The organism is Acinetobacter legionensis (assembly GCF_057165765.1).
This window is the reverse complement of record NZ_CM169896.1, coordinates 2,351,454-2,375,237: the sequence shown is the minus strand read 5'-3', so window position 1 is coordinate 2,375,237 and position 23,784 is coordinate 2,351,454. Positions and strand designations below refer to the sequence as shown.

Below are 23,784 nucleotides of genomic sequence, written 5' to 3'. Positions count from 1 at the left end.
ATGAGTAACAAAGTCGTTTAACTTTAAATCCACGCATGGCGCTGATTTTGCGTACCATTTAAGTAATAGTTTCCAATGGCATGAAGTTTCCAACGCACAGGGTCATGTAAGGTATGTACACGAGCATTGCGCCAGTGTTGATCGAGATTATGTGTTGCTAGACTTGAACGACTACCGCCCAATTCAAGTAGCTTTTCAGAAATAAGTAGTGCTGCATCATTGGCATACACTTTTGCCTCAGCAACGATAATGGAGGCTTTACTGGCTTGTTCAGGACTGACGATATCTTGTGAATCTAATTGATCTAAATATTCTGCGGCTTCATCCAGTAATAAAATGGATGCATCGAGTAAGATATTGAGCTTACCGACTTCTTGTAGGGTATACGCTTCAAAACTGGCTTTATCCACATTGGCATCAATGATTGGACGCGCTTTATGGATTGCAGATAAAGTATCTGCAAACGCAGCTTCTGCAATGCCCACATCAATCGCAACCTGAATCAGTTGTGAGTACGCACCACGATATTTTGAAGCATCGGCAAGTGGTTTTTCATCCATAATAAGATCTGGGTGAACCACAACATTCTTTAAACGCACTGTGCCACTTGCCGTTGTACGTTGTCCAAAGCCATCCCAATCATCAACAATTTCAACACCGTCGGCTTTTGCATCAATAACAGTTAAAACAATATGTCCATCTGGATGAATTGCACGTATCGCCAACCAATCGGCAAAATATGAACCCGTTGAATAAAACTTCTCACCATTTAAAAAATATTGACCATTGATCTGTTCTAAACGTGTTTCAATAGTGCGGGTATCTTTAGTATTGCGTTCTGGGCCACCATTAGAAAGACGTTTACCATTTAAAATTTCAGTATAAATAAACTGTTTTTGCTGTTCATTGGCGATATGCTCAATGGCATTTAACAAGCCAAATTGATTTTGAGGAATCTGACCAACACTGGCATCTGCCTTGGATAAAATACGAAAAACATGCGCAAGGGTTTTATTTGAAACTTGAGCGCCACCATATTTTTTGGCAATACGAATTCCGCCTAATCCTTTGAGGCTTAATTCTTGAATGACATCAACAGGTAAAATTCGTTGTTGATCACGTATATTTCGTTCTACCAAAGCAAAATCAGCAACTTGGTAAGCTGCATTTATTGCTTGTTGATCGTTTTGGATCACAAAGGCTGAGGTAGAAGAATTCAAACTAGACATATTGGCACCTTTCAATAGATACCAAAACGCTAAGCAATATTGTGGTAAAAATTAAACGAACTATTGTGCTTAACTTATCTAAAAATATTGTTAGGATAAAAATCGCAAAGTTTTTTAATATTAAATATAAGCTAAATAATTGAAATTTATTATTTATTTTTGTTTTATCAGGTCTGTCTCTTAGTCGGAGTTAGCTTTGTTATTCCTATCACGAATAAAGAATAAAGAAACAGATATAACCATAGAATAAGCATTGGGTCATATGACGAGCGATTGAAGTAAAAAGTACATTGTAATTCAGACGATGAATGTCTAAAGTACAGGAGATTACTCAGGATTAATCTTAACTTTTAGATTTATCTAAGCTTTTAATTAAAAAAATAATTTGGAGATTACATGCGTACGTTGTACCAATTCCCACTCTCGCATTACTGTGAAAAAGCTCGTTGGTTGCTTGATCATAAAGAATTGGATTTTGTTGCGCAGAATTTAATCCCAGGTGTCCATCGTGCATTTGCACAACTTAAAACAGGGCAAAACAAGCTGCCTATTTTAAAAGATGGAGAACGTTTTATTGCGGGGTCGACTCAAATCGCATTGTATCTAGATGACGTTTATCCTGAACATCGACTGCTTCGTACCGATCATACGCTTCGTGAAAAAACCTTAGAAATTGATTTGATTGCCAATGAGTTAGGTATTCATGTACGTCGTTGGGGATTGGCACATGCTTTAGCAGAAGGCGATGAACCGCTAGAGATTATGATTGGTGAAAAAGGCTATTTACGTCAATTTGAAAAAATTTCAAAGCCTATTCTAAAAACCATGGTTTCAAAAAGTTATCAATTAGATAAAGAGAAAGTCGAAGAATCTAAATACAATTTAGAGCTGACTATCGACAGTTTGAATAAGATTTTGATTGATAACGGTTGCCGTTATTTTGTGGGTGACCGTCTTGGTTTAGCAGATATCTCTGTATGTTCAATTCTTGCGCCTTTATTAGAATTACCTGCGACACCGTGGGAAAAGGAATATGCAGAAAATATTTCTCAAGAATTTACCGAATTTAGCCAACATTTGTTAGAACTGCCTTTAGGGCAATACGTGAAAAGAATTTATGCCACGGAGCGCAATGCACGTATAGATTGGCGAGGAATGTAAGATTTCAAAGCAAGAAACTCTCCAATTTACTAAAAAATTAAGTATCATAGTGTGGAATTGGAGATTTTTTAATGCAGAAGTTCGTAATTTTAGGTGCGATAAGCACTGTTTTATTGATGGTGGGTTGTACTGAGAAAAAGCCTGCAACTCCTGAAGAAATTTGGAAAGGTTACTGTACCAGTATTGGTAATGCTGCACGCTCTATTACTCTAGATCGTCAAAATGGGATTACCAAGAAAGAAGCAATTGAGTATGCAAATAAAGTCACTGATCCAACGACTAAAGGCTTTGTACTTGAGTATTTAGAAAAAGTCTATGCATTATCAGATGCAGAGCTAAAAGCGGATAAAGATGCAGTTCAAGCAAAGTTTAAGAACGAAGCATTTGAACAGTGTTTAAATACACCGCATGATCCGAAAAAAATGCCAGATTATAAACCGTTCTAAGGAGCGGTTTTTTTATGGCTTAAAGTACCAAAATAGGCAATATGCTTGGTTAGCAGACAATGAAAGAATAGAATTTGTGTAAATTAGAAATGCGAATCGTGAATGGTCAATACATTCACACTTTTGAGTGTCCATCCCTTTAAATCATTTATATGTGTTTTTTGCATAAAGATTACCATGTCGTGTTTTTTATGTTGGGTTATCGAGAATCTCTAAGTAATCGACAAGCCTCGTCACAAAAAATGATTAGCATATAAATTGAAAAGCATATATACAATATAGAAATAGAAAACAAAAAGTAGCATAGGAGTGAGACAATGGAAGTAGTTGCTTATTTACATAATGCAGATTTGCTCTTAGAAGATGGCAATGGTGTCGCTGTGATTAGCGGAAGTCATTATGTGCTGAGTTTAGGTGATCAAGTTTTTTTCCAAGACGTCATTGACGAACGAGCGAAGTTATACCAAGTAAAAATTTCATTTGCGTGTACTGAACATTCAATGTTTCATGAAGATGAAGTGCAAATGAAATTTGAAGGTTGTCGTACAGAATTTCAAAAGTATGTAGACAGTACAACAGTCCACTAAGGTGGAATGTACTTTGCTCTAAAAAAAAGGCAACATATGTTGCCTTTTTTTATGGCTAAAACAGTCTAAAAGCCATGTAGGCATAACTTCTTTCGGATTAAAGAGAAGTTCATGTTTTACAAAGATAAGGGTCTGCTGGCATTTCATAAATGGTTTGAGTTGTAGGCTAAAATTGAGCAGGCAAGGTATGAAACGAAGAGAATAGCGAGATTATTTTTGAGTTTCATAACGCAGACTGAGATAATTTTAGCCACAACCCTGAGCAAGAACAAAGTACTGCTTTGTTTGCAGCGCAAGGCGCAGCGGGGGGACTAGAGTGTTTTTTGCTGCTACATCGTTACGAACTATTCATTTAGAATGACTAAATTTCATATTTCATGCCTTGTATCATCTAAAAAACACCCGTAGTCGAAAACATAGACGAATTGTCAACAGACCCTGTATTTTTAGGGATTTTTCGATTTAATTTGAGAAATAATTTACATAAACGTCTGATGAAAGCGTACTGTGTAGATCTGTAGTTAAATGAAGCGAAAAGTGATGAGTATTTATTTATAAAATAATGGTCATCACGAATTAATACGCTCATTGCATTAACTTTTGGCTTGATTTTTAGTAAAATTTGACAGTCCATATTGCCTGTGAAGCTTTAATAAGCAGGAATTCACAGGTAAATTTTTAAAAAGAGGAATTACACCGTGCTAGAAGCTTACCGCCAACACGTTGCAGAACGTGCCGCACTCGGAGTCCCACCGAAGCCACTTGACGATGCTCAAACTGCTGACTTGGTTGAATTACTAAAAAATCCACCAGCGGGTGAAGAAGCATTTTTAGTAGATTTGCTTGAAAACCGTGTTCCAGCAGGTGTTGACCAAGCTGCATATGTAAAAGCTGCTTTCTTGACTGCTGTTGCTAAAGGTGAAGCGACTTCTCCATTGGTTTCTAAAGAGCGTGCGGTTTACTTATTAGGTACTATGCTTGGTGGTTATAACGTAGCACCTTTGGTTGAATTACTTGATGATGCTGCACTTTCAAGCTTAGCTGCTGAAGCATTGAAAAAAACGCTTCTTGTATTTGATGCGTTCCATGACGTTGCTGAAAAAGCCAAAGCGGGTAATGCAAATGCACAAGCCGTTATGCAATCTTGGGCTGATGCTGAATGGTTTACTAGCCGTAAAGACGTTCCAGAAGAAATCAAACTTACTGTTTTCAAAGTAACTGGCGAAACAAATACTGATGATTTGTCTCCTGCACAAGATGCTTGGAGCCGTCCAGATATCCCATTGCATGCAAACGCAATGCTTAAAAACGTACGTGATGGTATCAACCCAGAAGTTCCTGGTGAAGTTGGTCCATTAAACCAAATCAAAGAACTCATCGCAAAAGGCAACCAAGTTGCTTATGTTGGTGACGTTGTTGGTACGGGTTCTTCTCGTAAATCAGCGACTAACTCAGTGCTTTGGTTCTTTGGTGATGACATTGCTCACATCCCGAACAAAAAAGACGGTGGTTACTGCTTAGGTTCTAAAATCGCTCCAATTTTCTTCAACACAATGGAAGATGCTGGTGCGTTACCTGTTGAAATTGATGTTGCTAACATGAACATGGGCGATGAAATCGTTCTTAAAATTGATCATGCTGCAGCGAAAGTAACTGCATTTAAAGCAGGCGAGCAAATCGCTGAATCTGAGTTGAAGACGCCTGTTCTTCTTGACGAAGTTCGTGCGGGTGGTCGTATCAACTTAATCGTTGGTCGTGGTTTGACAACTAAAGCGCGTGAAGCTTTAGGTCTGCCAGCATCTACTTTATTCCGTGTTCCAGTTCAACCTGAAAACACTGGTAAAGGCTTTACTCAAGCTCAAAAAATGGTTGGCCGTGCTTGTGGTCTTCCAGAAGGTCAAGGCGTTCGTCCAGGTACTTACTGTGAACCGAAAATGACGACTGTTGGTTCGCAAGATACGACTGGTCCGATGACACGTGATGAATTGAAAGACTTAGCTTGCTTAGGTTTCTCTGCTGATCTTGTGATGCAATCTTTCTGTCACACAGCTGCATATCCAAAACCAGTTGACGTTCAAATGCAACATACGCTTCCTGATTTCATCATGAACCGTGGTGGTGTTTCATTACGTCCAGGTGACGGTATTATTCACTCTTGGTTAAACCGTATGCTTCTTCCAGATACAGTTGGTACTGGTGGTGACTCACATACACGTTTCCCAATCGGTATTTCATTCCCAGCGGGTTCTGGTCTAGTCGCGTTTGCTGCTGCAACTGGTGTTATGCCATTAGATATGCCTGAGTCTGTACTTGTTAAGTTCAAAGGTAAAATGCAACCTGGTATCACGCTACGTGACCTTGTACATGCAATTCCTTACTACGCGATTCAAGCGGGTGACTTAACTGTAGAGAAAAAAGGTAAGAAAAACATTTTCTCTGGTCGTATCTTAGAAATCGACTTAACAGAAATGGAAACTGACCTAACTGTAGAGCAAGCATTCGAACTTTCTGATGCTTCTGCTGAACGTTCTGCTGCTGGTTGTTCAATCACACTTTCTGAAACGAAAGTTGCTGAATACCTGAACTCTAACATCACCATGTTGAAGTGGATGATTTCTCAAGGTTATGGCGATGCACGTACTATGGCTCGCCGTGTTGAGAACATGGAAAAATGGTTAGCGAATCCATCACTTCTTAAAGCTGATGCTGATGCTGAATACACTAAAGTGTATGAAATTGATCTTGCTGACATTAAAGAACCAGTTCTTTGCTGCCCGAACGATCCAGATGACGCTAAACTTCTTTCTGATGTTCAAGGCGTTAAGATTGATGAAGTATTCGTTGGTTCTTGTATGACGAACATTGGTCACTTCCGTGCAGCTGGTAAATTACTTGATAAAGTACCAGGTGGTTCATTGTCTACTCGATTATGGTTGGCTCCACCAACACGTATGGACGAGCATCAATTGATGGAAGAAGGTTTCTATAACATTTATGGTAAAGCTGGCGCGCGTACTGAAATGCCAGGTTGTTCATTATGTATGGGTAACCAAGCACGTGTAGCTCCGAACACTACTTGTGTATCGACTTCTACGCGTAACTTCCCGAACCGTTTAGGTCAAGGCGCAAATGTATACCTAGCTTCTGCTGAGCTTGCATCTGTTGCTGCGGTACTTGGCAAATTACCTTCTCCTGAAGAGTATCAACAATATGCTGCTCAAATTGACAGCATGTCTGCTGACATCTATCAATACTTGAACTTCGACAAGATGGGCGAGTATACAGATGCTGCTAAAGGTATCGATACTAAGAAAATTGCTGCTGCTCAATTAAGCTAATCTATTGAAAAATATATTAAATTGAGTTGAAACTAAGGGCTGATTATTCAGCCCTTAGTTTTATGTATAAAAATGCTTATATGTGCTATTTACTTAAATATAATGGTTAAAATGATATTCGAATGGTTTATACAATAGAGTAAAGGAATTACATCAATGTTATATAAACTGGTGAGAAATGGCTCAAGTACACGATTTTGTTGTCCTAGATAAAGAAACATATGCATATGAAGATCATATGCAACTGGTTAATCAAGTACCTTATGATGTATCTATACATGATAATCAAATTATGTTTTTTATGGTTTCTTACAACAGATACCAACTTATAATCCATCTAAAAAGGTTAGACATACTGGTTTAAATTACTATGTTCAAACGATTATTGATTCGAAAGGGGCTTTAGCTGCATATAACATAATCAGCAGTATTATAAATGTTATAAAATTATTTCTGAAATTTCTAAAATTTAGTAAAGGATAAACTTATAAATTTGTTGAAGAGCAAGAAAAATTAATATTTCAGAAATATAAAGTGGTGGATCAGTTTGACCAAATGAAAGAGTGTATTAAACAAATCATTGATTCAAATCGGCAATTGTATATTTTTCATTTAGGAATTTAGTACAGATATTTTTTGATAAAAATAATAATTTGTTAACTATACATTTTTAAAATGTCAGCCATCATATCTTTAAAATCTAAAATAACGACATAATGATTAATGCTCGATAGATCAAAATCAGTGTTCACGAAATCAAATAATGCATTTGTTAATGAGTTGATCTCTAGGTCATCCAATATGTTATTTGAGAAAACGGAAGGGCTGGACTCAACAGCAATTAGCCGATTTTTTCCAATATTTCAAAAAGTAATATTTCCAATCTTGAGAATGGTAATCAAGGGTACAGTCCTGCAATACTCCGATACCTTGCGGAAGCTTTTAATTGTTCTGTCGCACAGCTATTCTTATTGGCTGAGAGTTTAGATGAGCAAGAGAATGTCTCAGAAAATTGGGATAAGATGCCTATCGATGCTTTATTTATACAATTACCCAAAGATATTCAAGATAACTTAAAACAACTGATATATAGTTTGATTCAAAATAAATCCTCGTAATCTATTTTTATAAGTAAATTATTACATTCAAATTTTTATTATTCTAAAATTTTAATGATCTGTTTTAAATCAATTAGATTCAGTGAAAATAAATAAATTTTTTGATCATTTTTTATAAATTAATCAATTGGGTAAAGCTTAATTTTCTTTAATAACCATTTGCTTAATCAGAAAGTTTTTGAGTAGGCATTAAAAAGCCCCTTATTCAGGGGCTAGTCGTATAGATCACTCTATACTTATATAAGGCTCATCTCATACTGAGTCTATTAAAACACAAAATGAGATATTCAGCCATAAAAAAGATGAGCTGTAGCTCATCTTTTTTACACAAGAAAATTAATGTGCATTTGCTACAGCAGGTGCAGCAGCGGCTGTCGCATCATTTGCAGCTTTACGAGTAGGTGTATAGTTTAAACCTAAAGTCGAGCTGGTATATGTACGCACTTGATCAAGCAGAGCAGGGTTGGTATTTAAATCCTGTTGATAAGACTTCACAATCTCATGCAATTTTGGATTCCATTTACCTTTCACTTGCTCTGGGAACGCTTTTTCCATCAAGCTCAACATAATGTATGGAGAGGTTGATGCACCTGGTGAAGCACCAAGAAGGCCCGTGATTGAACCATCTTTAGAGGTGAAAATCTCAGTACCGAATTGAAGTGTTGCTGGTTTACCCGGTGCTTTTTTGATGATTTGAACACGTTGGCCAGCTTGGCTTAAAGTCCAGTCTTCAATTTTTGCATCTGGATAATACTTTTTCAATTCATTGAACTGATCTTGCTTAGACATCGCCACTTGGCTGACTAAATATTTCACCAAGTCCAGATTTTCTATTCCAATGGTTGCCATCGGAATCACATTGTTTTTGTTGGTCGCATCAATTAAATCAAACTGAGAGCCATTTTTTAGGAACTTGTTTGAATAGGTTGCGAATGGGCCAAACAATACATACTTTTTACCATCAACGTAACGAGTATCAATGTGTGGTACAGACATCGGAGGTGCACCTAATTCAGGCTTACCATAGACTTTTGCAGTATGTTGTGATGTAACAGCTGGATTGTCTGTCATCAAGAAAATACCACCGATCGGGAAGCCAGCATATTGCTTAGTTTCTTCCAGACCTGTCATTTGTAATAATCTAATTGCAGCACCGCCCGCACCAATAAACACATGGCGAGTTTTAACATGACTGGTTGTGTTGGTTTTTAGATTTTTAAACGATACAGTCCAAGTTTTGTCTGCATTTTGACTAATACCTGTTACTTCAGATGAAGTTTCAAGTTTGAATTTAGGCTGTTTTTTCAAATGATCAATTAATTGAGTCGTAATTGAACCATAATTTACATCAGAACCTACGTCCATACGTGTTGCAGCAACTTTTTGGTTTGCATCACGGCCCTGCATAACTAAAGGCGCCCATTGCTTAATTTCAGCAGGATTTTCAGTATATTTTAATCCTTCGAACATTGGGCTTTGGCTCATCGCTTCATAACGTTTTTTCATGTAGTTCACGCTATCGCCCCAAACAAAGGCAATATGTGGTACAGGATTAATAAAGCTGTTTGGTTGACCCAGCACGCCATTTTTGACTTGATAAGCCCAGAATTGTTTACTTACTTCAAACTGTGAAGCAGTATCAATGGCTTTTTTAATATCAACTTTACCGTCTTTCTCAGGGGTATAGTTCATTTCCATAAAGCCAGAGTGTCCCGTTCCTGCGTTGTTGAATCCCGCAGAACTTTCTTGACCTACTTGATCCAAACGCTCATACATATTGATAGTCCAGTCTGGTTCAACTTCATTGAGGTAAGTCCCCAAGGTTGCACTCATAATACCGCCACCAACAAGTACCACATCTACAACTGGTTCATCTGCTGTTGTGTTGACTTTTTTAGAAGCAATTGGTCTAAATAAAAAGATCAATCCAATAACAAATATAACCCCGATGACAATCAGTAGGTATTTAAAAAATCTCTTCATATATTTCCTGTTTCATCAAGTTTTAATAATATTGTAATGTAGAAAAGTTACATAAATCTTAGTTTGTGTAATGATTTTTTTCGTAAATGATTTAAATATATGAAATAATTTGTTTTTAAATTTGTAAAGATGTGTACGAAAAACAACCAGATTAAAATTTGATTAGTATATTTGTGTAATAAATATTCAAAAAAGTCTTAGACTAAAGTACTATTTTTTGTAGGTGTTAAGCTTTTTGTATCTTTAAATTGGCTGAAAAATATGCTAAAAACAAGAGTTTTCAGTCTAAATATGAAAACTCTTCTCAGTTTTTTTGCTCATTCAATCATCATTAGGTCTGATTTATTTTCAAGCTTTAAAGGACGTAAAGCAAAAATAGAGCGGGTATGACGAATACCTTTCATTGAATATAAGTTTTTACGTAAAAAGCGTTCATAATGTTCAGCATTTTTCACCGCAACTTTGACCAAATAATCATAATCACCTGTTACCAAATGCGCTTCTATAACTTCAGGCATTTGACTAAGCGCATCACTAAATTGTTCTAAGATCTCGTCGTCATGACGTTCTAAAGTGATCTCAATAAAAAATAGCTCATTAATCCCGATGGCTTTGGCATTAATGGTTGCAGTATAGCCTTCAATGACATTTAAAGATTCTAGACGTTTAACGCGTGTCCAACATGGTGAAGAGGAGAGTCCAACCAGATCAGAAAGCTGAGCGACTGTTAAACGTCCATCTTTTCGAAGTGCCGATAAAATTTTGCGATCAATCCTATCTAAAGTGTACTGACTTTCATTCATGAGCTTTACCACAGAAAATATTTTCGATAATAATGAAATATGTGAAAAATCATTCCGAAAATACTGGAGATTTATATTAAATACGGGAAACATTCTATTCAGTAGAACGTTAGAATAAACTTATCAAATCAAAGACATTTGGGAGACTGGCTTTGATTTAGCGGATAGTATCTTTAGAGGAAAGGGTGCCTTTAACGATACTGTCCGCGACCTTATTCTACGCTTTAAAAAATTTATAAAAATAGCTTTAAAACGATAAAATTCAACCGCGCCTTCACAAAATGCATATGATTCAATAAGACATTGTAATCTTATTTATTCTATAACAAAAAATTATGCAATGAATAAGATATACTTATACTTTGAGTTCGAGGCTTTAACATTCAAAATAGTCAACAAAATTGTAATCTCAAGTAGCTGAAGATGTGCAATTAAATCGAGAAGTATTAAGATGCTTTATTTTTAAAATAAAGAATAATGCATGCGATTCACAGCTTGGTACACACTTCGAAAATTTGTATATGACAATTTGCATAATGAAGATTATGAAACATGGTTTAGTCGTGCGATCAATTTTTCTTTGATTTTTCTAATTATTGGTAATGTTGTTGCGGTGCTTTTAGAATCAATCAATGATGTCTATAAAGCCTATCAACTTTATTTCGATGCTTTTGAAGATTTTTCAATCATTGTATTTACAGCTGAATATATTTTACGTTTTTGGAGTGTTGTAGAAAAAGAACCGTTTGATTCTGAGTGGAGAGTACGCTGGAAATATGTGACCAGTGGTGCTGCGATTATCGATTTACTGGCGATTTTACCTGCATATATCAACTTCTTTGTACATATTGATTTGAGATTTTTGCGGATTTTACGCTTATTACGTTTATTGAAACTTACCCGATATTTCATTTCACTACAGATTTTACTTCGTGTTATAGAACGTGAAAAAGGTTCATTTCAAGCAGTAATTTTTATTTTGGTCATTATGATCGTAATGGCAGCAGCAGGTATCTATGTCGTGGAAGGTCGAGCGCAACCTGATGTCTTTAGCTCAATCCCTGCATCTATGTGGTGGGCCGTGGTGACATTAACCACTGTTGGTTATGGTGATGTAACACCGATTACACCCCTTGGACGTTTTCTTGGTGCATTGATTACCATACTTGGCGTCGGATTAGCCGCTTTACCTGCAGGTATTTTGGCAAATGGTTTAGCCAATGAATTAGAGTTAAGAAAACAACAACTGGAGTTGAAGTTTCGAGATCTGTTAGAAAGTTGCGAAATTGATATTATTCATGATGAAGACAAAATTGATGAGATTCGTAGAGATGTTGGCTTATCTGCTGAGCAGACGCGAGATATTGTTTTACAACTGATTCGAGAACGTAAAGAGCAGGAATTGGAAAGAGAAAAAAACAAGTATTGTTTCTGTCCAAATTGCGGATATAAGTTACCTGAGTGAGTATGATTAAAAAGGGATTTATACAATAAAAAATAAATGAAAAATTGAAGTGTAACGATTAAAAATAACTTTTTCTAAAGTTACACTTCAGATACAATGTAAAAGATCAGGCAATTACAACTGAACAAAAGAATGGATTGTCGACATAACGCATTGGATTGTAATTAAGTATGAAAATTAAAAGTTTATCAAAAATTGTTTTATTTGCTGTAATTTCTCTAAATACAGGCTGCGCTGCTGTCATGGCAACAAAGCAACCAACCAAAAAAGATTTATCAATATTTAATAAAGGCGTAGATCGTAGTTTAATTATTGCTGAAATTGGGGCACCTATTACATCTGAATTTAAAAATGGTAAACGTTATGAAATTTACACATTTATGCAGGGATATTCAAAGGCTAATAAAATAAGCCGTGCGGTTTGGCACGGTGCGGCAGATGTCTTCACTTTAGGACTTTGGGAAATTATTGGCACACCAACAGAATCAGCTTTTAATGGGAAAAAAACTTCTTATGAAATGGTTTTTGATGCTGATGATCGTTTAGAAAGCTCTAAATTATTGACAATGTCAGAGTATAAAAATGATTCAAATTCTACAGCTGAAATAGAAGTTAAAAAATAGATGAATACTTTATGAGAATAGAAACAAGGAAGCACATCGCTTCCTTATTTTATTTTAATGTACCTTTATCAATGTTTAATTAGGTCATCATCTGTATAGCTCTATCGATTCTTACATTGGCTGAGACGAATCAATCCTTGCTTTAAAAGCTTCACAATAAAAGTGATAATTTCAATCTGCTTAGTGATGAAAATTCTTCTAAATATTTTGACCAATGAATAGACTAATAATAGTTTTACATATTTTTTAATGAATTATTGAGTAAATTTAAGTATTAATAACGCCATAAAAGTTTTGAATGGTTAACAATGAACATTAATGTTGATATTTTTGGCACGATTGCAATTGCTGTAGCCGTTCTTTTTATTGGTTATTTTCTTGTTAATAAGATCAGTATATTAAAGCAATATAATATTCCTGAACCTGTCGTAGGTGGGTTAATTGCTGCTGCTGTAACATTTGTACTGTTTAAGCAATTTAATTTAACCGTAAATTTTAATGCCAATATTCAACAAAGTTTTATGTTGATGTTTTTTACTTCTGTTGGACTGAGTGCAAGTCTGGTTAAATTAAAAGAAGGAGGGAAATCGCTGCTTCTTTTTATGGTTTGCGTGGTGATTTATGTGTTATTGCAAAATGCTGTTGGTATAAGTTTGGCAACTGTATTGGATTTAAATCCTTTGATTGGCTTGATTGCAGGATCCGTCACTTTAACTGGTGGACATGGTACAGCTGGAGCATGGGGCAGTATTTTTGAAGAAAATTATGGTATCAAAGGTGCGGTTGTCTTAGGAATGGCGAGTGCGACATTTGGGCTGGTCATTGGTGGAATGATGGGTGGTCCAGTTGCAAAGTTTCTGATTCGTCGCTATCAATTGGCTGAAGAAATTGCGCCATCAGCAACGCGTATGCAAGCTCCCCCATCGGCTGAAACAGCGCCATTTGAATATCCAGAAAAAACCCGTTTAATCACCGCTGATGATGCAGTTAAAACTATAGGAATGTTTGCACTGTGTATTGTATTTGCTAACTTTATGACAGGTTTTGCCAAAGGGCAATGGTTTGAGCTACCGACCTTTGTATGGGCATTGGGATGTGGAGTATTTTTACGTAATACGTTGGAATATGTATTTAAAATTGAACTGTTTGGCCGTTGTATTGATGTGTTTGGTAATGCGTCGCTGGCATTATTTTTAGCTATTGCCTTGATGTCTTTACAATTATGGCTACTTGCTGATTTAGCAGGTCCTTTGGTGATTATTCTGATTGTTCAGACTATTTTTCTTGCTTTATATCTGTTTTTTGTTACTTTCCGTGTTATGGGTAAAAACTATGATGCGGCAGTATTGTGTGCAGGTCAGTGTGGGGTGAATTTAGGCGCAACACCAACTGCCATTGCCAATATTCAAGCAGTGACGAATACTTATGGGCCATCGCATAAAGCTTTTTTAATTATCCCTCTAACAGGTGCATTTTTTGTTGATATTGTGAATGCTATAGTCATTCAAACCATCACAAAGTTTTTTTAAATGTTCTTTTACAAAAAGTGATGCGATCACTTAAGGATTTGAAAACAGCCATAAAAGTGGCTGTTTTTAGTATTTAAATTAGTTTTATCATTACTCATTACTCATTACTCATTACTCATTACTCATTTGAATATGAAACAGTTTTATAAGATCTATATTGGGGTGGTAAATCTTGATTTAGACTAAGATTTTCTATTTAAGACTTTAAACTTTCAAAAATGATTAGATGAGTGATTGAATGTTTGAGTTAAATTAAAGCTTAAAAGATGTAATGGATTGAATTTTTACTCAAAAATTTAATGAACACAGTAATATACTTTAAATATGAATCATCATAATATGTATGTCATAAACTCTGTGCTTGATAATAATTTACTTATTCAGGCTTTGAAATGAAGCTAGCGCTAGTAGGCACTCATACTTATTTCATCAATGTAGAGTTTGACCTTATATACTTAAATTGGATCACCCTCGTCTAGGATGATGTATGTCTAAAACGAAACAACCAACCTCAAAACAATTACTGTCAGTGATTCAGACGCAGACAGCAATTGCAAAATTAGGCTTAGATATCAATGCTGTCATGACTTTAGTGGCAGAGCAAGTTCAATTGATTACCCATGCAAAAGGTGCAATTGTAGAGCTCGCTGAAGAAGGTGATATGGTTTATCGTGCCGTTTCAAATGGCGCTAATCAATTTCTAGGCCTACGATTAAAGATGGGCTCTAGCCTTTCAGGGCTCTGTATCGCGCAGAATACGACTTTGTATTGTAAAGATAGTGAAACTGATGCGCGTGTAGATCGTGAAGCATGTAGACGGGTTGGGCTGCGTTCTATGGCTGTTGTACCACTAATTCATTGTGATGAACCGATTGGTGTATTAAAAATTTATTCAGAACGCGTAAATGCTTTTAAAGAAAGTGATATAAATTTACTTACTCTCATGTCTGAACTGATTGCTGCTGCAATGTATCATGCTAGTAAGTTTGGTGCCCAAGAACTCTATAAACTTGCCACACAGGATCAGTTAACAGGACTTGCCAATCGTGCTTTGTTTCTTGATTGTCTAAGACAAGGTGTTGAAAAAGCGAAACGTACACAAAAACTACTTGGGATTTTGATCATTGATATGGATGGCTTGAAACCAATCAATGATCAATATGGACACCGTTTAGGTGATGAGGCATTAAAGGAAATTGGTAAACGTATTGTCAATACTACGCGACACGATGATTTGGTTGCACGTTTGGGGGGCGATGAGTTTGCAGTGATTTTAAGCAGTCTTGGCGATCAACAGTTGGCAAAAAAAGTCATGAATCGTATTGTTGAAGCATGTGGATTACCATTTGTATTTGAAAACGTCAAATTGACTATGGGTGCAAGTGTAGGTCTGGCTTTATTTCCTGAAGATGGCATTGAACTCAATAAGTTGATTGAATTTGCAGACCTTAAAATGTATGAACATAAACGTTCTAGAAAAATCATCAACCTAAACACTTGAGTTTTAAAATCTTTAATTTGAAATAAATTTTAGTATAGTTTAGGTTTGTTCAATATCATTTATGTGGATCATATGCATTGAGAGTATCTGCCAATCGTTATGTATAAGCATTTATCAATTTTATGAGTTGAATGTAGCTCTACTTAACCTGATAGTTTTAAGCAAATCTCGAAACTATCAGATCAGGGTAAAGAGAGTATATTTTAAAATACTTTAAGTTTTTCCAATCAGTAAAGATAGAATTCCTGCAGCAATCAAGGGACCAACAGGTACACCTCTGAGCAGAGCAACTCCAGCGACAGTTCCAATCAATAAACCTGCAACGACATTGGGTTGGCTGGTCATTAAGGAAACTCCACGGCCACCTAACCATGCAACTAATAAACCAATCGCAATAGCTGTTAATGATTTCCAGTGCATAAATGATTTTAAAATGACATCACCAGGGATTTTGCCACTGGCAATTGGAGTAAGCACACCAATAGTTAAAATAATAACGCCTACTTCTAAACCGTGGGTCTGTAATAATGGGAAAAATTCACTTAACGGTGTGATTCTAAAGACGATCAAAATCCCAGCTGCAATGGTGACCGCAGTATTGTGACTGAAAATGCCGCAGACCAATAAAACAAGAAGCACAATTAAATTTAGGTCTAGACTAGAAAAACTCATCAATATTCATCATTAAAAATTAATATATCGCCCCATTATACTGAAAAGCAGCATGTGAATTTGTCTTGTCAGGCGATGAGTTACATTTAAATTCAGCTGAATGCGGATTTAATGGACAATAAATTTTTGAGTTTCAGCACCCAATAAATTCCATTCATACTCAAAGTCTTGTGCTAGTTTAGACAGATTTGTTGATTTAAGCTGTTGTATTAAAATGTTTTGTGCCTCTTGCATGGCTTGGTTTAAAGCCTTATTTACCACCAATTCAACCAGACAGTTGGGTGTTTCTTGTTCATTGCCAATCGCAAAAATAGTAGGTTCTCCAACAGCCTGATAAATATCAAATAATGATATTTGTTCTAAGGTTTGCACTAAAGTCCAGCCACCACCAGGGCCTTTGTCTGCATGAACAAAGCCTGCTTTTTTTAAACCAGACATGGTACGACGCACTACGACAGGATTGGTGTCTAACATGATTGAAATTTGTTCAGAGGTGAACGGTTTTTTTTCACGTGCCATATGTAATAGCACATGCAACATTCGAGAAAGCTTACTGTCTTTACGCATAGTTTTTAAGTCAACGCTCTTTTTCTAATTGTAACATTAAAAGTTGCAATTATAAAAATAACTGAATATAGTAACTTTAAAAGTTACCTATTGGTGTGGGAAATGAACTATGACGTCGTAATTATTGGTGGGAGTTATGCAGGTTTATCAGCAGCATTACCATTGCTTCGTGCTAGAAAAAAAGTGTTAATGATTGATGCAGGCATGCATCGTAATCGTTTTGCTGAACATTCGCATAATTTCTTAACCCAAGATGGCAATACGCCAGCAGCAATTATTCGTGATGCAAAATTACAGTTAGACAAATACCAAACTTTGTCATGTATTAACGCATCAGTCACCGATGTGAGAGCTGTCGGGCAGCAATATGAGATTCAAATAGACCAAGCCGATGACACGGGTACAACCATTCAAGTCAAAAAAATAATTATTGCTACAGGCGTTAACGATGATTTACCTAAAATCGATGGTTTAGCAGAACGGTGGGGGAAAAGTATTTTTCATTGTCCATACTGTGATGGCTATGAGTTAAATCTGGGGACACTTGGAGTGTTATGTTCAGGTTTACATTCGATCCATATGGCACTGATGTTACCCGACTGGGGCAATACCACTTTATTTTTAAATGATGCAATTTCACAAGCTGAATTAGATCCCGTCATACTTAAACAGCTTAAACAAAGAAATGTGAAATTGGATACCCGCAAAATTCTTAAAATACACAATCATTGTGATTTAGTCTTGGAAGATGGTGAGCAGGTTCAATTAGATGGATTATTCATTTCCACTTTTATGCGCATGAATGCCCCTTGGATCAAAAAACTGGGTGTAGCGCTTGATGTAAATGAATATAGCGAAGCCATTCAAACCACAGCCATGAAAGAAACCAATCTTAAAGGGATATATGCTTGTGGTGATATCACCCGTTCAGGTGGTTCAGTTGCTTTCTCAGTTGCAGATGGAGCACTGGCGGGTGTTGCTGTACATAAGTCATTTATCTTTAATACTTGATAAAAGCATATATTGATTAATCAATAAGGCTAAAAAAGCCTGAATGTTGTTTGGGTTTCAATTCACGATACTTTAAAATGTATCGTGAATTTTTAAGGTATTGATTTATGTTCTTGGAAAAAATGTTGCAATCACAAGGCTTTGGTTCACGTAAGCATTGCCAACAACTCATCAAAAATGGTGCAATTCAAATCCAAAACGAGGTCGTTACAGACCCTAAATTTAAGCTTGATACCCAAAATCTAGTATTTTCAGTCTATACCGAAACATTTAAATACCGTGAAAAAGTCTATATTGCCTTAAATAAACCGCAGGATTACGAATGTTCCCATCAATCAACACACCATTTTAGTGTTTTTGATTTATTCGATGATGTACTTATGAACCGTGGTTTACAAACTGTTGGTCGTTTAGATCAGGACACGACGGGTCTATTGCTACTCACGGATGATGGGCAGTTTTTGCAAGCATTGACTCATCCTAAAAAGCACGTGGCTAAAGTTTATCAAATACAAACAGCAGATCCAATTACAGATGATCAGATTCAACAACTTGAACAGGGTGTAGAATTACGCAATGAAAAAGGTACATTTGCAGCAACAGATGTACAGCGCTTGGCTGAATATGCATTACAAATGACTGTACACCAAGGGGTTTATCATCAAGTCAAACGGATGTTAGCTGCAGTGGGTAATAGGGTTGAAAGCTTGCATCGTGCACAAGTCGGACAATTAGCACTTAAAGAATTGGTTGAAGGCGAGTGGGTTTATTTGACAGAAGATCAGGTGAATGCTGCTAGAAATAGTCAAAATGAACAAATAGTGATTTGATCATGGCTTTAAAGCTCTTTATTGCTGTTTTAGATAAAATGCCAGACTTTATGGTTCCAACTCTTGTTGCGCATGCAGTTTTGGCTGCGCATTTACACTTTGTTCAAGATGCTGATGCCGAAAGTTATAAAAATTGGTTAGAACATTCTTTTCGTAAAGTTGTGGTTAAAGTGAATCAAAAAGAATTTGATAAAATTGCTCAAATTAAAGTGTTATTTAGGACATGAAAGTACAGTATTGGATAGTAAAAAATCCTGTGCTGTGGTCTTTCCTATTTCACAGGACACGATACCCAATGTACTTAAATTCGCAAAGATGTTGAAACCTGTATTGAATTGATTAAAAATTGTATAGTACAAATTACTTAAGAAAACAATGAAATGTCTGGAATTCATTGTCTTTAACAAAACCCATTTGCTCATAGAGCTGATGTGAATGGTAATTGTTTTTCTGGGTTTCTAAACTGATTCGTTGCGCATCTTCATGACGTGCAAAAAGAATTGCAGTATCAATCAGTTGCTTGGCAGAACCTTGTCGACGAAAAACAGGTGTTACATAAACATCATCTAAAATATAGTACTTTGAACAAGAAACAGATGAAAAGCCTTGGTATAACAACACAAAGCCTGTAAAAACATCATCTTTGACATGGATGAAGATTACACTTTCTTTATTTTCAAAACGTTGTTTTAAAAAATTAAAGGACTGTTGGATATTGGAAGATGCGCCGTAAAATTGGCGATATTCATCAAATAAAGTAGCAAGTTGATTTAAATCTTCTTTGGTCGCTCGTCTAACGATCATTTATTACTCCTTGCAATGATTTTTATCTTTGCAAAAGAGCATAACCAAAAAATAGAAAAGTAAACTTAATTATTTGTTTAAAAATGCGACAGTGTTATTTTTTGTCACTTTCACCCAAGATGGCATTTAACTCTGCAAATAGATCTTCATCGTCATCATTTAAATCAACAGATGAATTGAGTTGCCCGTTTTGTTGGTCTTGCTTAAGTTTTCTCAGCTTGAATAACTGATCCATATTGATATTTTGATTTTCTATAGCGAAAGGGATGGATTTTGTGATGACAACTTGTTTAAAAAACAGTCGAACTGCTTGTGCAGGCGTAATCCCCAATTGTTTAAAAACAGCAAATGCTAGTTTTTTTTCTTGTGAATCAAGACGTACTTGATAGACTTCGGTTTTTCTCATGAATAGTGACCAAACAAAATTAGAGTTTGAATGCTTATTTTAATCAAAGCTTTCGGAATTTCAATGCTTAATCGCCAAAAAGTCATATATTTGTCATTACGTCAAAATTACAGTGTCAATTCATAGTTAGAACAGAAGCAATATTCTACTTGTCTAATCGGGTCAAGAAACTGAATTTTTTTGGCTAAAAGCTGCAAAGGTTGTGAAAAATCAGCAGCATCTTTATGTTGAACTCGCGGATAAAAGGGGTCATTTTTAATTGGAATATTTAACCAATTTAAATGTACCCGTAATTGATGCTGTTTACCCGTTGATGGCTTAAGTAAGTATTTTGCCCAAATTTGATTATGTTCAATGAGATCAATTTCGGTATATGAGTTTGATTTTCCATCAACAACTTTCATGGTGTAAAAAGGTTCGCCCTTTTCCATTCTTAAATCTACAGAACGTGGAAAGCTTAACTCAGAATCAAATTTTGCAATTGCTTGATAGGTTTTATTGACTTGCCGTTGTGCAAACATTTGTTGATATAGACCACGTGTTTGTGGGCATTTAGAAAACAATACAATGCCAGCAGTTTCACGATCTAAACGATGGATGGGGGTTAAGTCAGGATTATTTGTGGTTTTTTTCAAACGGACCAATAATGTTTCTTGTATATATTGGCCTGAGGGACTGATGGTCAAAAAATGAGGTTTATCTACGGCAATGAAGTCCTCATTTTCAAATAGTATACTTTCTTGAAAAGGCACATAAATCTCATGCGTTAGAAATCGATAATAGTAAAGATGAGTATTCGCTAGATAGGGATGATCTATTGTTAATACTTGACCATGCATATCCAAGATGAGTTGATCTTCAAAACGTTGTTGCCATTCATTGGTTGAAATATGCGGAAAATGGTTACATAAATAACTGAATAAATTTGTAGGCAAATTTTCTAATTTAGGGAGATAAACTTTTGAAGCTGTTACACCATCTCTCATTGGCGGTTGATATTCTGAAACAAGGGTGACGGGTTTCATAAGCGTATTTTTTATGCAGATAAGTTTAAAGTGAGTTGTCTAAGCGTGTTGGAAAGTATCAAAACATGATTTCTAAACAATGCAACATAGGTTTTAAAGTCACGCAATGCTATCATATTGTCTAGTTTGAATCATATCGTGAGCGTTATGCAATATTCATATAAATTAACTCTGAGCAATGAACAAGACACCCAAATGTTGGCACAAAAGCTCGCTCAACATATTGCAAAAGGCGTAATTTATTTAATCGGTGACTTAGGTGCGGGAAAAACCACACTCACACGTTATTGGTTACAAAGTTTAGGGCATCAAGGTGCGGTGAAAAGTCCCACATATACATTGGTAGAACCTTACAAGATCAATGTGAAAGATGTCTTTCATTTTGACTTATACCGTTTAAATGATCCTTATGAGCTTGAATTGATGGGTATTCGTGATTATTTAGAGGTCGAGAATGCTTTATTCTTATTTGAATGGCCTTCTAAGGGCGGTGATGAGATCCCACAAGCAGATCATGTGATTACTATTTTAAAAACAGAAGATGAAGCTGCTCGTGAAGTGGTAATTGAAAGTATTTCTGCTGAATTGATTGAAGCGTTGACTTGATCAATGTTTTCAGCATTTTAAGCCCATCATATATTTTAATTTATTTAAATTTTTAGGTTAATTGAATGCAACGCGAAGATATCAGTTTAAGACGTATCCAAAATCTAGATCCAGCACTGGCCAACCAAATTGCTGCAGGTGAGGTGATTGAACGACCATCATCAGTAGTGAAAGAGTTGCTTGAAAACTCGATTGATGCAGGTGCGACTGAGCTGATTATTCGTGTGGCAAATGGCGGCAGTACCCTGATTGAAATTATTGACAATGGTCGAGGTATTCACGCTGAGGATCTAGCACTTTCAGTGACTCGACATGCAACCAGTAAAATTCAATCTGCTGAAGATTTACATGCAATTGTGAGTTTGGGCTTTCGTGGAGAGGCGCTTGCATCTATCGCAGCGGTTTCGCGTTTAACCTTAACCAGTAGTCAGGATGATTCAGGTGTCGGTTACCAACTGGAAGTCAATGGTACAGCATTCGATCATCAAGATATTCAAGCAGTAGCAACCCAACAAGGTACACATATCCGTATTCAGGATTTGTTTTTTAATGTGCCTGCGCGGCGTAAATTCTTAAAGAAACCAGGTACTGAATTTGGTCATATTGAAGAAATTGTACGTCGAATGGCACTTACGCATTTCGATATCCGCTTTGTTTTAGAACATAATGATAATATTCGTCTCAATTTGCCGATTGCTGACAGTGGTGAATTGAGATTTCAACGAGTACAGCAATTATTAGGTCGTCAATTCACTGAAAATGCGTATTGGATTGATGCAGATAGTATTAGTATGCGTTTATCAGGTTGGTTAGGACATCCTTCAGATGCGCGTGCACAAGCCGATTTGCAATATGTCTATGTGAATGGTCGTATCGTCAAAGATAAAACCATTTCGCATGCTTTACGGATGGCTTATGATGGTATTTTGCATGGGCATCAACATGCTGCCTATTTGCTATTTTTAGAAGTAGATCCTGAAAATATTGATGTGAATGTGCATCCAACCAAGCATGAAATTCGCTTCCTTAATCAACGTGAAGTGCATGAGTTTGTACGACATTTTGCTAAAGACACCTTATCTCAATTTCAAACTGCAACTGCGGATTTATCTTCTGCAATGAAGCAGGATGGATCAATAGCAGATCAATTATTACCAGCTCAGCCACGTTATCAAGAACAGTTTTATTTACATCGAAATGCAACCGCTGAGCAACATGTGGTTGATCAAAATAACCGAAGCAATTCAGATGGGTCTATACAGCATAGTGGTCTAACAGATTTTAGTGATGGACATGCCCAAACAGTCAATTATTCCCACTATGAACCACAACAGCAGTATCGTGGCACTCAACAACTCAATAACGCCTTGAAAAGCTATTTAGCCCCTTTACGTGAGTCTGGGGATGCTGATCAAGAATTAACAGATCAAGCGTCCTATGAGCGATCTGTACAAGAAATCCAAAATAAACAGGTCCATCAGGTTGATGAATATCCGTTGGGAATTGCAATAGCGCAATTACATGGAATTTATATTCTTGCACAGAATACGGAAGGACTGATTATTGTCGATATGCATGCAGCGCATGAACGTATTTTGTTACAACAAATGAAATCTGCATGGGATAAACCAGAATTTTGGACCTCACAGCAGTTGCTTATTCCTAAAATTATTTCAATTACACGTATGCAGGCAACCCGTGTTGATGATTTAAAACCACAGTTGGAACGCTTAGGTCTAGAAATTGATCAATATGGTGATGATCAAGTGATTGTACGTGGTGTGCCTGCGATTTTACATAAAGCAGATTTTGAATCCTTGGTACCTGAATTACTCAATGATTTAGATCCAAATGATGAAGCTCAAGCACTACAACAGAAGCGTGATCAAATTTTAGCAGGAATGGCATGCCATGGCGCAGTGCGCGCACATCGAATGCTAAGTCTTTCAGAAATGAATGCTTTGCTGCGACAAATGGAACATACAGAATTTGCAAGTCAGTGTAATCATGGTCGACCAACTTGGCGTGCATTTCCATTACCCCAATTAGATAAATTATTTGCTCGAGGAGAGTAGTTGTA

General features: G+C 36.3%; 21 protein-coding genes. 13 read left to right on the top strand and 8 right to left on the bottom strand.

Annotation, left to right across the window (positions count from 1 at the left end; translation table 11 throughout):
- Positions 1 to 23: 23 nt before the first annotated feature.
- Entirely contained in the window at positions 24 to 1,229 is a 1,206-nt protein-coding gene (locus tag AC2G3J_RS10960; protein WP_483769970.1) for an SfnB family sulfur acquisition oxidoreductase, read from the bottom strand.
- A gap of 396 nt (positions 1,230 to 1,625) precedes the next feature.
- On the opposite strand from AC2G3J_RS10960, the gene AC2G3J_RS10955 reads away from it, so the two are divergent.
- The 4 genes from AC2G3J_RS10955 to AC2G3J_RS10940 all read left to right on the top strand — a co-directional run bounded on the left by AC2G3J_RS10955 (position 1,626) and on the right by AC2G3J_RS10940 (position 6,761).
- Positions 1,626 to 2,390 (top strand): glutathione S-transferase family protein, encoded by a 765-nt coding sequence (locus AC2G3J_RS10955; protein ID WP_483769969.1) that lies wholly within the window; start codon positions 1,626 to 1,628, stop codon positions 2,388 to 2,390.
- A 71-nt stretch (positions 2,391 to 2,461) separates the two neighbouring features.
- Positions 2,462 to 2,836, top strand: a complete 375-nt coding sequence (locus tag AC2G3J_RS10950; protein WP_336953003.1) for a hypothetical protein — start codon at positions 2,462 to 2,464, stop codon at positions 2,834 to 2,836.
- A 317-nt stretch (positions 2,837 to 3,153) separates the two neighbouring features.
- The gene (locus AC2G3J_RS10945) at positions 3,154 to 3,423 is read left to right on the top strand and encodes a hypothetical protein (protein WP_483769968.1); all 270 of its coding nucleotides are present in this window, start codon (positions 3,154 to 3,156) and stop codon (positions 3,421 to 3,423) included.
- 698 nt (positions 3,424 to 4,121) lie between these two features.
- The gene (locus AC2G3J_RS10940) at positions 4,122 to 6,761 is read left to right on the top strand and encodes a bifunctional aconitate hydratase 2/2-methylisocitrate dehydratase (RefSeq protein ID WP_336953001.1); all 2,640 of its coding nucleotides are present in this window, start codon (positions 4,122 to 4,124) and stop codon (positions 6,759 to 6,761) included.
- A gap of 1,454 nt (positions 6,762 to 8,215) precedes the next feature.
- Here AC2G3J_RS10940 and mqo read toward each other — a convergent pair.
- Positions 8,216 to 9,862 (bottom strand): malate dehydrogenase (quinone), encoded by a 1,647-nt coding sequence (mqo, locus tag AC2G3J_RS10935; protein WP_419820488.1) that lies wholly within the window; start codon positions 9,860 to 9,862, stop codon positions 8,216 to 8,218.
- Between the two features lie 317 nt (positions 9,863 to 10,179).
- Positions 10,180 to 10,665, bottom strand: a complete 486-nt coding sequence (locus AC2G3J_RS10930; RefSeq protein ID WP_419327434.1) for an Lrp/AsnC family transcriptional regulator — start codon at positions 10,663 to 10,665, stop codon at positions 10,180 to 10,182.
- 481 nt (positions 10,666 to 11,146) lie between these two features.
- Between AC2G3J_RS10930 and AC2G3J_RS10925 the strand changes: the two genes are divergently transcribed.
- The 4 genes from AC2G3J_RS10925 to AC2G3J_RS10910 all read left to right on the top strand — a co-directional run bounded on the left by AC2G3J_RS10925 (position 11,147) and on the right by AC2G3J_RS10910 (position 15,783).
- Positions 11,147 to 12,130 carry an ion transporter gene (locus AC2G3J_RS10925; protein WP_419327435.1) on the top strand — a complete coding sequence of 328 codons (984 nt, stop codon included), beginning with the start codon at positions 11,147 to 11,149 and terminating at the stop codon, positions 12,128 to 12,130.
- A 170-nt stretch (positions 12,131 to 12,300) separates the two neighbouring features.
- Complete coding sequence (locus tag AC2G3J_RS10920) at positions 12,301 to 12,753, top strand: hypothetical protein (RefSeq protein ID WP_419327436.1); 453 nt, start codon at positions 12,301 to 12,303, stop codon at positions 12,751 to 12,753.
- A 308-nt stretch (positions 12,754 to 13,061) separates the two neighbouring features.
- Positions 13,062 to 14,282 carry a sodium/glutamate symporter gene (gene gltS / locus AC2G3J_RS10915; RefSeq protein WP_483769967.1) on the top strand — a complete coding sequence of 407 codons (1,221 nt, stop codon included), beginning with the start codon at positions 13,062 to 13,064 and terminating at the stop codon, positions 14,280 to 14,282.
- A gap of 487 nt (positions 14,283 to 14,769) precedes the next feature.
- On the top strand, positions 14,770 to 15,783 hold the full coding sequence (locus AC2G3J_RS10910) for a diguanylate cyclase domain-containing protein (RefSeq protein ID WP_336951459.1): 1,014 nt from the start codon (positions 14,770 to 14,772) through the stop codon (positions 15,781 to 15,783).
- A 213-nt stretch (positions 15,784 to 15,996) separates the two neighbouring features.
- Here the strand turns inward: AC2G3J_RS10910 and AC2G3J_RS10905 are convergent, their stop codons facing one another.
- Positions 15,997 to 16,455, bottom strand: a complete 459-nt coding sequence (locus tag AC2G3J_RS10905; RefSeq protein WP_336951457.1) for a DUF441 domain-containing protein — start codon at positions 16,453 to 16,455, stop codon at positions 15,997 to 15,999.
- A 108-nt stretch (positions 16,456 to 16,563) separates the two neighbouring features.
- Entirely contained in the window at positions 16,564 to 17,022 is a 459-nt protein-coding gene (locus tag AC2G3J_RS10900) for an RrF2 family transcriptional regulator (protein ID WP_336951455.1), read from the bottom strand.
- A gap of 102 nt (positions 17,023 to 17,124) precedes the next feature.
- Here AC2G3J_RS10900 and AC2G3J_RS10895 point away from each other — a divergent pair, with 102 nt between their 5' ends.
- From AC2G3J_RS10895 to AC2G3J_RS10885, 3 genes are all read left to right on the top strand, one after another.
- Positions 17,125 to 18,033, top strand: a complete 909-nt coding sequence (locus AC2G3J_RS10895; protein ID WP_483769966.1) for an NAD(P)/FAD-dependent oxidoreductase — start codon at positions 17,125 to 17,127, stop codon at positions 18,031 to 18,033.
- A gap of 107 nt (positions 18,034 to 18,140) precedes the next feature.
- Entirely contained in the window at positions 18,141 to 18,863 is a 723-nt protein-coding gene (locus AC2G3J_RS10890) for a pseudouridine synthase (RefSeq protein ID WP_419327439.1), read from the top strand.
- 2 nt (positions 18,864 to 18,865) lie between these two features.
- Complete coding sequence (locus AC2G3J_RS10885; RefSeq protein ID WP_483769965.1) at positions 18,866 to 19,090, top strand: peptidyl-tRNA hydrolase; 225 nt, start codon at positions 18,866 to 18,868, stop codon at positions 19,088 to 19,090.
- A gap of 133 nt (positions 19,091 to 19,223) precedes the next feature.
- On the opposite strand, the gene AC2G3J_RS10880 is transcribed toward AC2G3J_RS10885, so the two are convergent.
- From AC2G3J_RS10880 to AC2G3J_RS10870, 3 genes are all read right to left on the bottom strand, one after another.
- Positions 19,224 to 19,667: a GNAT family N-acetyltransferase gene (locus AC2G3J_RS10880; RefSeq protein ID WP_004821200.1), complete on the bottom strand. Its 444-nt coding sequence runs from the start codon at positions 19,665 to 19,667 to the stop codon at positions 19,224 to 19,226.
- A gap of 94 nt (positions 19,668 to 19,761) precedes the next feature.
- Positions 19,762 to 20,073, bottom strand: a complete 312-nt coding sequence (locus AC2G3J_RS10875) for a type II toxin-antitoxin system RelB/DinJ family antitoxin (RefSeq protein ID WP_004720870.1) — start codon at positions 20,071 to 20,073, stop codon at positions 19,762 to 19,764.
- Positions 20,074 to 20,180: 107 nt separating this feature from the next.
- Complete coding sequence (locus AC2G3J_RS10870) at positions 20,181 to 21,098, bottom strand: pseudouridine synthase (protein WP_483769964.1); 918 nt, start codon at positions 21,096 to 21,098, stop codon at positions 20,181 to 20,183.
- A gap of 147 nt (positions 21,099 to 21,245) precedes the next feature.
- Between AC2G3J_RS10870 and tsaE the strand changes: the two genes are divergently transcribed.
- Both tsaE and mutL read left to right on the top strand, forming a co-directional pair.
- Positions 21,246 to 21,704, top strand: a complete 459-nt coding sequence (tsaE, locus tag AC2G3J_RS10865) for a tRNA (adenosine(37)-N6)-threonylcarbamoyltransferase complex ATPase subunit type 1 TsaE (RefSeq protein ID WP_336951448.1) — start codon at positions 21,246 to 21,248, stop codon at positions 21,702 to 21,704.
- Between the two features lie 65 nt (positions 21,705 to 21,769).
- Positions 21,770 to 23,779, top strand: a complete 2,010-nt coding sequence (gene mutL, locus AC2G3J_RS10860; RefSeq protein ID WP_483769963.1) for a DNA mismatch repair endonuclease MutL — start codon at positions 21,770 to 21,772, stop codon at positions 23,777 to 23,779.
- Positions 23,780 to 23,784 lie beyond the last annotated feature (5 nt).